This is a genomic window from Pseudomonas sp. GW821-FHT07G06 (genome assembly GCF_058986625.1).
Genome location: NZ_JBYSVW010000001.1, coordinates 243,917 through 255,719, shown reverse-complemented (window position 1 = coordinate 255,719; position 11,803 = coordinate 243,917). Strand labels below are relative to the sequence as shown.

General features: G+C 63.3%; 14 protein-coding genes. All 14 read left to right on the top strand.

All coding sequences use genetic code 11. The annotated features are described in order from the left end of the window. Positions 1-15: 15 nt before the first annotated feature. The 14 genes from AC3WJW_RS01055 (at position 16) to phnP (ending at position 11,802) form a co-directional block, all read left to right on the top strand. Entirely contained in the window at positions 16-423 is a 408-nt protein-coding gene (locus AC3WJW_RS01055; protein WP_015096214.1) for a hypothetical protein, read from the top strand. 815 nt (positions 424-1,238) lie between these two features. Then, positions 1,239-2,072, top strand: a complete 834-nt coding sequence (phnC, locus tag AC3WJW_RS01050; RefSeq protein ID WP_493724837.1) for a phosphonate ABC transporter ATP-binding protein — start codon at positions 1,239-1,241, stop codon at positions 2,070-2,072. A gap of 44 nt (positions 2,073-2,116) precedes the next feature. After that, positions 2,117-3,133, top strand: a complete 1,017-nt coding sequence (gene phnD / locus AC3WJW_RS01045) for a phosphonate ABC transporter substrate-binding protein (protein ID WP_493724836.1) — start codon at positions 2,117-2,119, stop codon at positions 3,131-3,133. Between the two features lie 143 nt (positions 3,134-3,276). After that, the gene (gene phnE / locus AC3WJW_RS01040) at positions 3,277-4,059 is read left to right on the top strand and encodes a phosphonate ABC transporter, permease protein PhnE (protein ID WP_347911230.1); all 783 of its coding nucleotides are present in this window, start codon (positions 3,277-3,279) and stop codon (positions 4,057-4,059) included. A 38-nt stretch (positions 4,060-4,097) separates the two neighbouring features. After that, the gene (gene phnF / locus AC3WJW_RS01035; RefSeq protein ID WP_493724835.1) at positions 4,098-4,802 is read left to right on the top strand and encodes a phosphonate metabolism transcriptional regulator PhnF; all 705 of its coding nucleotides are present in this window, start codon (positions 4,098-4,100) and stop codon (positions 4,800-4,802) included. A gap of 11 nt (positions 4,803-4,813) precedes the next feature. Continuing rightward, the gene (phnG, locus tag AC3WJW_RS01030) at positions 4,814-5,263 is read left to right on the top strand and encodes a phosphonate C-P lyase system protein PhnG (protein ID WP_493724834.1); all 450 of its coding nucleotides are present in this window, start codon (positions 4,814-4,816) and stop codon (positions 5,261-5,263) included. Next, a complete protein-coding gene (gene phnH / locus AC3WJW_RS01025; RefSeq protein ID WP_493724833.1) occupies positions 5,263-5,853 on the top strand; it encodes a phosphonate C-P lyase system protein PhnH in 591 nt (196 codons plus the stop codon). The genes phnG and phnH overlap by 1 nt, the downstream gene beginning before the upstream one ends. After that, the gene (locus AC3WJW_RS01020; RefSeq protein ID WP_493724832.1) at positions 5,853-6,929 is read left to right on the top strand and encodes a carbon-phosphorus lyase complex subunit; all 1,077 of its coding nucleotides are present in this window, start codon (positions 5,853-5,855) and stop codon (positions 6,927-6,929) included. Before phnH ends, AC3WJW_RS01020 begins: the two co-directional genes overlap by 1 nt. A 13-nt stretch (positions 6,930-6,942) precedes the next feature. Beyond that, positions 6,943-7,809, top strand: coding sequence for an alpha-D-ribose 1-methylphosphonate 5-phosphate C-P-lyase PhnJ (locus tag AC3WJW_RS01015; protein WP_493725137.1), 867 nt, complete (start codon positions 6,943-6,945; stop codon positions 7,807-7,809). Then, on the top strand, positions 7,806-8,612 hold the full coding sequence (gene phnK / locus AC3WJW_RS01010) for a phosphonate C-P lyase system protein PhnK (RefSeq protein WP_493724831.1): 807 nt from the start codon (positions 7,806-7,808) through the stop codon (positions 8,610-8,612). Before AC3WJW_RS01015 ends, phnK begins: the two co-directional genes overlap by 4 nt. A 29-nt stretch (positions 8,613-8,641) precedes the next feature. Further along, positions 8,642-9,361 (top strand): phosphonate C-P lyase system protein PhnL, encoded by a 720-nt coding sequence (phnL, locus tag AC3WJW_RS01005; protein WP_493724830.1) that lies wholly within the window; start codon positions 8,642-8,644, stop codon positions 9,359-9,361. Next, on the top strand, positions 9,351-10,496 hold the full coding sequence (locus AC3WJW_RS01000; protein ID WP_493724829.1) for an alpha-D-ribose 1-methylphosphonate 5-triphosphate diphosphatase: 1,146 nt from the start codon (positions 9,351-9,353) through the stop codon (positions 10,494-10,496). Before phnL ends, AC3WJW_RS01000 begins: the two co-directional genes overlap by 11 nt. After that, entirely contained in the window at positions 10,496-11,062 is a 567-nt protein-coding gene (phnN, locus tag AC3WJW_RS00995; protein ID WP_493724828.1) for a phosphonate metabolism protein/1,5-bisphosphokinase (PRPP-forming) PhnN, read from the top strand. Before AC3WJW_RS01000 ends, phnN begins: the two co-directional genes overlap by 1 nt. Next, the gene (phnP, locus tag AC3WJW_RS00990; protein WP_493724827.1) at positions 11,053-11,802 is read left to right on the top strand and encodes a phosphonate metabolism protein PhnP; all 750 of its coding nucleotides are present in this window, start codon (positions 11,053-11,055) and stop codon (positions 11,800-11,802) included. Before phnN ends, phnP begins: the two co-directional genes overlap by 10 nt. Position 11,803 lies beyond the last annotated feature (1 nt).

The window sequence follows — 11,803 nt, the reverse complement described above, 5'->3', positions numbered from 1 at the left end:
CAGGAAAACGCCACCATGACCGCCATCGCTCGTATTGCCCTGCTCAGCGTCGTTTTGGGGTTAAGCGCTTGTGCGGTCCAGCGACCACCGGAGCAAACGGCTCCGCCGCCGATTCCGCCGTCGCAGCCCAGCCCCACGCCATCGACGTCGCCGGTACCGAGCAAGCCGTCTGTTCCGGTAAAACCCTCCAAGCCGCTGCCTCGCACGTCTGCCAGCTTTGCGCCACCACCGGGGGGCAATAGCCATTGGGATCCGAAGCTTGGGGTTTATGTGCTGGATGATCAGCCCAATACCTTTTATCGCCAGCGTACCTATTACCGCTGGGATAACGGCTGGAGCCGGTCGATCAGTCCGAAGGGGCCGTGGGAGGAGACTGATATTCACGGTGTACCGGGTGGGCTGGGACGGCAATTCGGGCAGTAACGCAAAGAGGCGACCTTCGGGTCGCCTTTTTTGTGCCTGCCGAATGTGATTGCCTGGCTGATGCTGAACCCCTGTGGGAGCGGGCTTGCTCGCGAAGGCGGCCTGACAGCCGACCTTTGCTTTGTTGATTGGGTACATATCCGTTTTTGGGGTAACGGCGGCTTATGGTTTCGCCCTTACGGCGAGTCCCTTTGGCAAACGCCGGAGTGCCGGCCCAGCCCAAAGGAACCAAAGGTCTCGCCCCTTACGTACGGCCCCTCGCTGAGGCTCGGGGTTCCTTCGCTCCGGCATTCATCCGGGGGCATTGCCCTCCGGTCGGCTTCGCTTCGACCTGCATGCAATGAGTTCGACTGCGTCGAACGGCGCTGCGCGCCCGTCCCCGGATGAACACCTCCACTCAGCCTGCCGAGGGGGCGGGTAGATCAAGATCAAGAGCTGCAGGCGAGCTAACGCTCGGCCTGATGAGTGGGGAAGAGCGTTTGTGTACGCCGTTCGGCTAAACACACTCCCCCTGTAGGAGCTGCCGAAGGCTGCGATCTTTTGATCTTGATCTTCCGCCCTTTCGACATTGTCAAAAATCAAAAGATCGCAGCCTCGTTGCACTCGACAGCTCCTACAGGGAAACACGCGTGTCAGGGCTGGAGCGAGCAATGGTGTTTAGCGTCAAGCCGATGTCAGCTCAACCTTTCACAAAACCTTCATCAAATGGTCCATCCAGCGACATGTGCAAGTCATAGGGCTGACATCCCCCGTGCCTACAGTCTGTTGAACTCAAATGCAGCCATGGACGGCTGTTCAACCAGACAGAGAAGCCCATGAACGCAGCTATCCATGTCGATCACCTGAACAAGACCTTTGCGCGTAAAACCGCACTGGTCGACCTCGAACTGACCATCGCGGCCGGTGAGATGGTCGCGCTGATCGGCGCGTCCGGCTCTGGCAAGTCCACCTTGCTGCGCCACCTTGCGGGCCTGGCCTGTTGCGATAAAAACAACGGCGGCAGCGTCAAGGTGCTGGGTCGCGAGGTGCAGGCGTCCGGCCGTTTGAATGGCAAGGTGCGCCGCCTGCGCGCCGACATCGGCTACATCTTCCAGCAGTTCAACCTGGTCAACCGTTTGAGCGTGCTCGACAACGTGCTGCTCGGCTGCCTGGGGCGCATGCCGCGCTGGCGTGGCAACTTGAGCCTGTTCAATGCCGAGGAAAAGCAGTTCGCCCTGGAGTCCCTGGACCGTGTGGGCCTGGCAGACCTGGCGGCGCAGCGGGCCTCGACCCTGTCCGGCGGTCAGCAGCAGCGCGTGGCGATTGCCCGTGCGTTGACCCAGCGGGCGGAGGTGATTCTGGCGGATGAGCCGATTGCCTCCCTTGATCCGGAATCGGCGCGCAAGGTCATGGAGATCCTCGCCGACATCAATCGCCGCGACGGCAAGACCGTGGTGGTGACCCTGCATCAAGTCGACTACGCCACCCGTTATTGCCCGCGTGCCGTGGCGCTCAAGGCCGGGCGGATTCATTTCGACGGTCCGGGCTCTGAATTGAGCGGCCGGGTCCTCAACGATTTGTACGGTGCCGACATCGACACCAGCCTCATGTGTTCCGAGTCATCCCGTCACAGTGAAACCGCGCTGCGGCTGGTGCTGGCGCGCGCGTGATCAACCTCGAACTCCCCAACCGTTCACCCTCAGGAAACCCTTCCATGTTGAACCGTATCGGTCGCGTTTTTGCTGGCGCAGCACTGCTCGCCAGCTGTGTGCTGGGCACCGCCCACGCGGAAGAAAAAGCCATCAACTTCGGCATCATGTCCACCGAGTCTTCGCAAAACCTCAAGAGCATCTGGCAGCCGTTCCTGGATGACATGCAGAAAAAGACCGGCCTGAAGATCAACGCCACGTTCGCGTCCGACTATGCCGGCCTGATCCAGGGCATGCGCTTCAACAAGGTCGATGTGGCCTGGCTGGGCAACAAGGCCGCCATCGAAGCGGTGGACCGCTCCAACGGCGAGATCTTCGCCCAGACCGCCGCCGCCAGTGGCGCCGCCGGTTACTGGAGCGTGTTGATCGTGCGCAAGGACAGCCCGATCAACTCCGTCGACGACATGCTGAAAAACGCCAGGAACCTGACCTTCGGCAATGGCGACCCGAACTCCACCTCCGGTTACCTGGTGCCGGGCTACTACGTGTTCGCCAAGAACAACGTCGATGCCGCCACCGCGTTCAAGCGCACGCTGAACTCCAGTCATGAAGTCAACGCACTGAGCGTGGCCAAAGGGCAAGTGGATGTGGCGACCTTCAACACCGAAAGCTGGGATCGCCTGGAAGTCACCCAGCCGGACAAGGCCGCACAGCTCAAGGTGATCTGGAAGTCGCCGCTGATTCCCGCCGACCCGCTGGTGTGGAGCAAAGCGCTGAGTGACAGCGAGAAGAGCAAGATCCGCGACTTCATCTTCAGCTACGGCGACACCGATGAAGAGAAAGCGGTGCTCAAGGGCATGCAACTGGGCAAGTTCCTGAAATCCAGCGACGACCAGTTGCTGCCGATCCGTCAGCTCGAACTGTTCAAGCAGCGCACCACGATCAGCGCCGACGACAAGCTGGAAGCCGCCGACAAGGCCAAAAAACTGGCCGATATCGATGCCGAGCTGGCCAAGCTGCAAGAGCGTCTGACCTTGCTGGAAAAAAACACCGACAACAAAAGCGCAGCCAACGCCGGTTGATTGATGACGCAGTAACTGTGGGAGCGAGCTTGCTCGCGATGGCGGTGGATCAGCTGGCATCAATGTTGAATTTGCGGCCCTCATCGCGAGCAAGCTCGCTCCCACAGTTTTTGCACCGGGCATAACTTTTTTAGAGAACCCTCATGACCACTCTGCACGCTGAAGCTGTCGGCAAGCGCACCTGGCCGCAGTACGTCGGTTGGGGCCTGTTCCTGGTCCTGCTGGCCTGGGCCTGGCACGGCGCCGAGATGAATCCGATGGCGCTGTACCGCGACTCGGGAAACATGGCGACCTTCGCCGCGGATTTTTTCCCGCCGGACTTCCATGAATGGCGCATGTACCTCAAGGAAATGATCGTCACCGTCCAGATCGCCCTGTGGGGCACGGTGCTGGCGATTGTCTGCTCGGTGCCGCTGGGCATTCTTTGCTCGGAAAACATCACGCCGTGGTGGATTCACCAACCCTTGCGCCGGGTGATGGACGCCTTCCGTTCGATCAATGAAATGGTCTTCGCCATGTTGTTCGTGGTGGCCGTCGGCCTGGGCCCCTTTGCCGGCGTGCTGGCGCTGTGGATCAGCACCACCGGTGTGCTCGCCAAGCTGTTCGCCGAAGCCGTGGAAGCGATTGATCCAGGCCCGGTCGAAGGCGTTCGCGCCACCGGTGCCAGTGCCTTGCAAGAAGTGATCTTCGGAGTGATCCCGCAAGTCATGCCGCTGTGGGTGTCCTACGCGCTGTACCGCTTCGAGGCCAACGTGCGCTCGGCGACGGTGGTGGGCATGGTCGGGGCCGGCGGCATCGGGGTGATCCTGTGGGAGAACATCCGCGCCTTCCAGTTTGTGCAGACCTGCGCGGTGCTGCTGGTGATCATCGTCGTCGTCAGCCTGATCGACATCCTCTCGCAACGCCTGCGCAAGCAGTTCATCTGATTTTTCGGAGGGGTGCCTGCGGGCGCTTTTTTTAAAGCATGCAGTTGTCTAGACAAGATGAGCCGGTGTACCGCGAATTGGCCGACATCCTGCGTCGGGAGCTGGCGGACTACCGCGCCGGAGATTTCCTGCCGGGGGAGGTGATGCTGGCCGAACGCTTCGGGGTCAACCGCCATACCTTGCGCCGCGCCATCGATGAACTGGTGTTCGAAGGCAGCCTGTTGCGTCGTCAGGGCAAGGGCACCCAGGTCCTGGAGCGGCCGTTGATTTACTCGATGACCGCCGACAGCGCCTACAGCCAGTCGCTCTCGGCCCAGGGGCATGGCGTCGAGGCGGTGTTGCTCAAGCGTCGCTACTGCTTCGCCAGCCGTGAAGAGGCGCAACATCTGGGTATCGCGGAAATGGCGCCGATGATCGAGTTGCAGACCTTGCGCAAGCTCGACAACCAGCCGGTCAGCCTGATCCGCCACCGCTACTGTGCCAGTCACGCGTCGCTGCTGGCCGACTACACCGGCGGTTCCCTGCGCCAGTACTGGCGCGAGCGCGACAGGCCGCTGACCCGCACCCAGAGCCTGATCGGCGCCCGTTTGCCCAACCGTGAAGAGGCCGCGCTGCTGCTGATGCCCCGGCATCTGCCGGCCCTGAGTGTGTTCACCCTTTCCCGCGATCGCGACGGCCGTGCCGTGGAGCTGGCCCAGTCCACCAGCCGTTCGGATCGCTTCCAGTACCAGGTCGTCACCTGATGGAGAACTCAATGCAAAACCCGGTTCCTCACACCGAACGGCAGCACTGGATCGGCGTGCTGGCCCGCGCCCGTCGCAGCGAATTGCAGCCCTTCGAAGCCGCCTTGCGCGACGTCGAATACCAACTGATCCGCGCCCCGGAAATCGGCATGACCCTGGTCCGTGGCCGCATGGGCGTTAATGGCGCGCCGTTCAACGTCGGTGAAATGAGCGTGACCCGCTGCGTGGTGCGCCTGGCCGATGGCCGTACCGGCTACAGCTATCTGGCGGGTCGCGACAAGGTCCATGCCGAACTGGCCGCCCTGGCCGATGCGCATTTGCAGGGCGCGCAACAGCGCCACTGGCTGGCGGAAATGATCACGCCGCTGGCGACCGTCCAGGCCGAACGCCGGGCGCAAAAAGAGGCGGAAACCGCCGCCACCAAAGTCGAATTCTTCACCCTCGTGCGAGGAGAAAACTGATGAGCGCACAGCTGTTGCAACCGGCGTTCGCCGACCCGGTGCTGGATGCCCAGCGCGGTTTTCGCGCGGCCCTGAAAGCCTTGGCCGGCCCCGGTCTGATCCAGACCTTGCAAGCCACGCCGAGCCTTGAAGGACTGGAACCCGCGACCTACGCCTTATGCCTGGCGCTGCTGGATGTCGATACGCCGCTATGGCTGGCGCCGACCTTCGACACGCCGCTGATCCGCGCCAACCTGGCGTTCCATTGCGGTTGCCCGCTGACCGCCCGGCGTGAAGACGCACGGTTTGCCTTGCTGGCTGCCGATGATGTGCTCGACCTCAGCGGTTTCGATCACGGCAACGACCGTTACCCGGACCAGTCCTGCACCGTGCTGGTTCAACTGCCGAGCCTCGGCGGCGGGGCAGGGCTGAAGTGGCGCGGACCGGGGATCGAAACCGAATACGGCGTAGCGCTGCCGGTCGCCGCTGGCTTCTGGCGTGAACGCCAACGCAGCAACGAATTCCCCCGCGGTCTGGATCTGTTTTTCACCGCCGGCCACGACCTGATCGGCCTGCCCCGCAGCACCCGCATCGCAGAGGAGCGTGCCTGATGTACGTAGCCGTCAAGGGTGGCGAACAGGCCATCGACAATGCCCACCGCCTGCTGGCGAAAAAGCGCCGGGGCGATACGTCGGTCACCGAGCTGAGTGTCGAACAGATCCGTCAGCAATTGCCGCTGGCGGTGGCGCGGGTGATGAGCGAAGGCTCGCTGTACGACGAAGAACTCGCTGCGCTGGCCATCAAGCAGGCGGCGGGGGATCTGGTGGAAGCGATCTTCCTGCTGCGCGCCTACCGCACCACGTTGCCGCGCTTCAGCCCGAGCCTGCCGATCGATACCGCGAACATGCTGCTTGGCCGGCGTTTGTCCGCCACCTTCAAGGATGTACCGGGCGGGCAACTGCTGGGACCGACCTTCGATTACACCCATCGTCTGCTGGATTTTGCGCTGCTCGCCGAAGGCGAATACCCAGGGCCGCAAGTCGCGCCGAATGCCAGCCTCGAACCCTGTCCACGAGTCCTCGGTTTGCTGGCTCAGGAAGGCTTGATCAAGACCGAATCCGACCACGGCGAAAGCGTGGCGGACATCACCCGCGACCCGCTGGAACTGCCGGCCAGTCGCGCCCAGCGCCTGCAAGCGCTGGCCCGTGGCGACGAAGGTTTCCTGCTGGCGCTGGGTTATTCGACCCAGCGCGGTTACGGCCGCAACCATCCGTTCGCCGGGGAAATCCGTATCGGTGAAGTCGAGGTGTGGATCGATCCCGAGGAGCTGGGCTTTCCGATCAACCTGGGCTGCATCGAAGTCACCGAGTGCGAGATGGTCAACCAGTTCGTCGGCTCGGCCACGGAGCTGGCGCAGTTCACCCGCGGCTACGGCCTGGCCTTCGGACACGCCGAGCGCAAGGCCATGGGCATGGCGCTGGTCGACCGTGCCTTGCGCGCCGACGAATACAACGAAGAGATCGTGTCCCCGGCGCAGCAGGAGGAGTTCGTGCTGATGCACTGCGACAACGTCGAGGCCGCCGGCTTCGTCTCGCACCTCAAGTTACCTCACTACGTCGATTTCCAGGCCGAACTGGAACTGATCCGCAAACTGCGCAAGCCTGCCGAGGGGCAACGCCATGAATGACCTGAGCAACCCCATGAAAGGCGGGGCACCGGTGCGCGACGCGGCGTACAACTTTGCCTACCTCGATGAACAGACCAAACGCATGATCCGCCGCGCCTTGCTCAAGGCCGTGGCGATCCCCGGTTATCAGGTGCCGTTCGGTGGCCGCGAGATGCCATTGCCCTACGGCTGGGGCACCGGCGGCATGCAACTGACCGCAGCGATTCTCGGTGACGACGACGTGCTCAAGGTCATCGACCAGGGTGCGGACGACACCACCAACGCCGTGTCGATCCGGCGCTTCTTCGCCCGCACCGCTGGCGTTGCAACAACCGAAAGCACGCCGGACGCGACGGTGATCCAGACCCGTCACCGCATCCCGGAAACCCCGCTGCACGCCGACCAGATCATGGTCTATCAGGTGCCGATTCCCGAGCCGCTGCGATTTATCGAGCCCTCGGAAACTGAGACCCGGACCATGCACGCCCTCAACGATTACGGGGTCATGCACGTCAAACTCTACGAAGACATCGCCACCTTCGGCCACATCGCCACGGCCTACGCCTACCCGGTGATGGTCGACGAACGCTACGTGATGGACCCGTCGCCGATCCCCAAATTCGACAACCCGAAACTGGACATGAGCCCGGCACTGATGCTGTTCGGCGCCGGTCGGGAGAAACGCTTGTACGCGGTGCCGCCGTACACCCGCGTCACCAGTCTCGACTTTGAGGATCACCCCTTCGAAGCGCAGAAATGGGAAGAGTGCTGCGCCATTTGCGGCAGTCGCGAATCGTTCCTCGACGAACTGATCCTCGACGATGCCGGTACCCAGAGCTTCGTCTGTTCCGATACCTATTACTGCGCCCAGCGCGTCTGCCAGCAGGAGCAGGGCCAATGAACCAGGCGCTGAAAAACCAATTGTCCGTGTCCACCGAGCCGCTGTTGCAGGTGCGTGATCTGTCGCTGTTGTACGGGCCGGAGAAGGGCTGCCAGGACGTCAGTTTCGACCTGTACCCCGGTGAGGTGCTGGGCATTGTCGGCGAGTCCGGCTCGGGCAAATCCACCTTGCTCTCATTGCTCAGCGGCCGCCTGCCGCCGCAACGCGGCAATATCGGCTACCGCGACAAACAGGGTCAATGGCTGGACCTGTACAGCGCCAGCGAGGCCGAGCGCCGCACCTTGCTGCGCACCGAATGGGGCTTTGTCGAGCAGAACCCGCGGGACGGCTTGCGCATGGGCGTGTCCGCCGGGGCCAACATCGGCGAACGCCTGATGGCTCAGGGCGTGCGCAATTACCGGCAACTGCGCGGTGCCGGGCTGGACTGGCTGAGCCAGGTGGAAATCGATCCGCAGCGCATCGACGACTTGCCCAGGACCTTCTCCGGCGGCATGCAGCAGCGCCTGCAAATCGCCCGCAACCTGGTGTCGAGCCCGCGCCTGGTGTTCATGGACGAGCCAACCGGCGGCCTCGATGTGTCGGTGCAGGCGCGCTTGCTCGACCTGCTGCGCGGACTGGTGCGTGAGCTGGACCTGGCCGTGGTGATCGTCACCCACGACCTGGCGGTGGCGCGGTTGCTGGCCGACCGCCTGATGGTGATGCGCCGCTCGCGGGTAGTGGAAACCGGGCTGACCGATCAGGTCCTCGACGATCCGCAGCACCCTTACTCGCAGCTGCTGGTGTCTTCGGTGTTGCAGCCGTGAAGCCCCGTTCAATAGTGGAATTCCCAGCGATGAATACCTTGATCGAGGTCCGTGACCTCTCGAAAACCTTCACCCTGCATCAACAGAACGGCGTGGTCCTCAACGTATTGCGCGGGGTGGACTTCAGTGTGGCGGCCGGCGAGTGCCTGGTGCTGCACGGCCAGTCCGGTGCGGGCAAGAGCACCCTGCTGCGCACCTTGTATGGCAACTACCTGCCGGCGGGCGGCAGCATCCGTGTACAGCACGATGGCCAATGGCGGGAGCTGGTCGGCGCCGAGCCCCGGGACGTCCTGCAAGTGCGCCAGCGCACCCTGGGTTATGTCAGTCAGTTCCTGCGGGTGATTCCCCGGGTGGCGTGCCTGGACGTGGTGATGGAGCCGGCCCTGGCCCGTGGCTGGGCGAAAGAGCAGGCACAAGCGCGGGCCGAATCGTTGCTCACTCGCCTGAACATCCCGCAACGCCTGTGGCAACTGGCGCCGGGCACCTTCTCTGGTGGCGAACAGCAGCGGGTCAACATCGCCCGGGGATTCATGGTGGCGTGGCCGGTGATGTTGCTTGATGAGCCCACGGCCTCCCTCGATGACAGCAACCGCCAGGTGGTGCTGGAGCTGATGAATGAAGCAAAAGCCGCCGGTGCCGCACTGATCGGCATCTTCCACGACCGTATCGCCCGCGAGGCGGTCGCCGACCGTCATCTCGACATGACCCCAGCCGCTGCGACCGAGAAGGAATACGCCGATGCCCGTTGAACAGATCCTCAGCAATGCCCAACTGGTCACCGCTGACCGCGTGTTCTACGGCACCGTGCTGCTGCGCGACGGCTTGATCGCCGAAGTCGCCGAAGGCCCGAGCCGCTTGCCCCAGGCCCTGGACCTCAATGGCGACTACCTGCTGCCGGGGCTTGTGGAGCTGCACACCGACAACCTGGAACGCCACATGACCCCGCGCCCCGGTGTGGACTGGCCGTCGGTGCCGGCGGTGCTCAGCCACGATGCGCAGATCATCGCGGCCGGCATCACCACGGTGTTCGACGCGGTGTCCATCGGTGACGTGAACCCCAAGGGCAATCGCATGCAGAAACTGCCGGCGATGCTCGATGCCATCTCCAGGGCGTCCGACGCCGGGCTGACCCGCGCCGAACACCGTTTGCACCTGCGCTGCGAGCTGTGCCACCCGGACACCCTCAGCGTGTTCCGCGATCTGGTGGAAAACCCGCTGGTGCAACTGGTATCGGTGATGGACCATTCGCCGGGTCAGCGCCAGTTTGTGCTGGAATCCAAGTACCGTGAGTACTACATGGGCAAGTACCACCTGACCACCACGCAGATGGACGAATTCATCACCCTGCAAATGGCCAACTCGCGCACCTACAGCGACCGCTACCGCGCGGCGATTGTCGAGCATTGCCTGGCCCTTGGGCTGTCGGTGGCCAGTCATGACGACGCGACCCTGGCCCACGTCGAGGAGTCGGCGCGCTACGGCATGACCATCGCCGAGTTTCCGACCACAGTCGAAGCTGCGCGCGGTTGCCGGGAGCACGGCATGAATGTGTTGATGGGCGCACCGAACATCGTGCGTGGCGGGTCGCACTCGGGTAACGTGGCCGCTTTCGATCTGGCCGCCGAAGGCTTGCTGGATATTCTGTCCAGCGACTACTACCCGGCGAGCCTGCTGCAATCGGCGTTCGCATTGGCGGCGCAGAGTGAGCGGATCGGTCTGGCCGAAGCGGTGCGCATGGTCAGCCTGAATCCGGCCCGGGCCGCCGGGCTGAACGATCGCGGCGAGATCGCACCGGGCCTGCGGGCTGACCTGCTACAAGCGCGCAGCCAGGACGGTCTGCCGGTGGTCCAGCAAGTATGGCGACAAGCGAAGAGGGTGTTTTGATGGCGGGCAGGTTGATCTATCTCATCGGGCCTTCAGGTTCGGGCAAGGACAGCCTGCTGGATGCCGCGCGAACGCGGTTGGCCGAACGCGGCTGCCGTATCGTGCGCCGGGTCATTACCCGCTCGGCCGAAGCCGTGGGCGAGGCGGCGCTGGGTGTCAGCGCGCAGCAATTCGCCGATATGGAAGCTCAGGGCGCGTTTGCCCTGAGCTGGCACGCCAATGGGCTGTCCTATGGCATCCCCCGGGAAATCGACGATTGGCTGGCCGCCGGCCAGGACGTGCTGGTCAATGGCTCGCGGGGGCATTTGCAGGCAACCCGTCTGCGCTATCCGAATGTGCTGGTGCTGTTGCTGACCGTGGATCAGGCGGTGTTGCGTCAACGCCTGCTGGAGCGCGGGCGTGAGTCGCTGATCGAGATCGATCAGCGCCTGGCCCGCAATGTCCGATTCAATGAGCGGCTGCTGGCAGAAGACTCGGCCGTGCACCTGCTCGACAACTCCGGGCCGCTGGAGACCACTGTTGAACGCTTGCTGGCTTGCATTGACGAGCATGCCCCATGCGCCTGACGTTGCTGGGCACCGGCGATGCCCGGCAAGTGCCGGTCTACGGTTGCGAATGTGTGGTCTGCGTTGCCGCCCGCGACGATGAGCGCTTGCAGCGTCGACCGTGCAGTGCGCTGGTCGAGTGCGCCGATCAACGCTGGTTGATCGACAGCGGCTTGCCTGACCTGTGCGAACGTTTCCCGCCGCGCAGTTTCAACGGCATTTTCCAGACCCACTACCACGCCGATCACGCCCAGGGCCTGTTGCATCTGCGCTGGGGCCAGGGCCTGGTGATTCCGGTCCACGGCCCGGTGGACCCGGAAGGCCTGGCCGACCTCTACAAACACCCCGGCATTCTCGACTTCAGCCAACCCTTCGATGGCTTCGAAACCCGGCATTTCGGCGCGCTCAGCGTCACTGCGCTGCCACTGCAACACTCGAAACCGACCCTCGGTTATTGGCTGGAAGGAGAAGGGCGGCGGATTGCCTACCTGACCGACACCGTAGGCCTGCCGCCGGACACGTTGAACTGGCTGCGGCGTGAACCACCGGACCTGCTGGTGCTGGATTGCTCCATGCCGCCGCAACCCCAGGCACCGCGCAATCACAATGACCTGAACCTGGCCTTGCAGAGCATCGATGAATTGCAGCCGAAGTTGGCGGTATTGACCCATGTCGGGCATACCCTGGATGCCTGGTTGATGCAGCATCAGGGTGAATTGCCGGCGAATGTCAGGGTCGGGTTCGATGGGTGTGTGTTGTAGC

Excerpts from the sequence above, each read along its gene's own strand:
- AC3WJW_RS01020 (WP_493724832.1), top strand. The coding sequence starts at position 5,853 with ATGTACGTAGCCGTCAAGGGTGGCGAACAGGCCATCGACAATGCCCAC.
- AC3WJW_RS01015 (WP_493725137.1), top strand. The coding sequence starts at position 6,943 with ATGAAAGGCGGGGCACCGGTGCGCGACGCGGCGTACAACTTTGCCTAC.
- phnD (WP_493724836.1), top strand. The coding sequence starts at position 2,117 with ATGTTGAACCGTATCGGTCGCGTTTTTGCTGGCGCAGCACTGCTCGCC.
- phnL (WP_493724830.1), top strand. The coding sequence starts at position 8,642 with ATGAATACCTTGATCGAGGTCCGTGACCTCTCGAAAACCTTCACCCTG.
- phnP (WP_493724827.1), top strand. The coding sequence starts at position 11,053 with ATGCGCCTGACGTTGCTGGGCACCGGCGATGCCCGGCAAGTGCCGGTC.
- phnN (WP_493724828.1), top strand. The coding sequence starts at position 10,496 with ATGGCGGGCAGGTTGATCTATCTCATCGGGCCTTCAGGTTCGGGCAAG.
- phnH (WP_493724833.1), top strand. The coding sequence starts at position 5,263 with ATGAGCGCACAGCTGTTGCAACCGGCGTTCGCCGACCCGGTGCTGGAT.
- phnG (WP_493724834.1), top strand. The coding sequence starts at position 4,814 with ATGCAAAACCCGGTTCCTCACACCGAACGGCAGCACTGGATCGGCGTG.
- AC3WJW_RS01000 (WP_493724829.1), top strand. The coding sequence starts at position 9,351 with ATGCCCGTTGAACAGATCCTCAGCAATGCCCAACTGGTCACCGCTGAC.
- phnF (WP_493724835.1), top strand. The coding sequence starts at position 4,098 with ATGCAGTTGTCTAGACAAGATGAGCCGGTGTACCGCGAATTGGCCGAC.
- AC3WJW_RS01055 (WP_015096214.1), top strand. The coding sequence starts at position 16 with ATGACCGCCATCGCTCGTATTGCCCTGCTCAGCGTCGTTTTGGGGTTA.
- phnK (WP_493724831.1), top strand. The coding sequence starts at position 7,806 with ATGAACCAGGCGCTGAAAAACCAATTGTCCGTGTCCACCGAGCCGCTG.
- phnE (WP_347911230.1), top strand. The coding sequence starts at position 3,277 with ATGACCACTCTGCACGCTGAAGCTGTCGGCAAGCGCACCTGGCCGCAG.
- phnC (WP_493724837.1), top strand. The coding sequence starts at position 1,239 with ATGAACGCAGCTATCCATGTCGATCACCTGAACAAGACCTTTGCGCGT.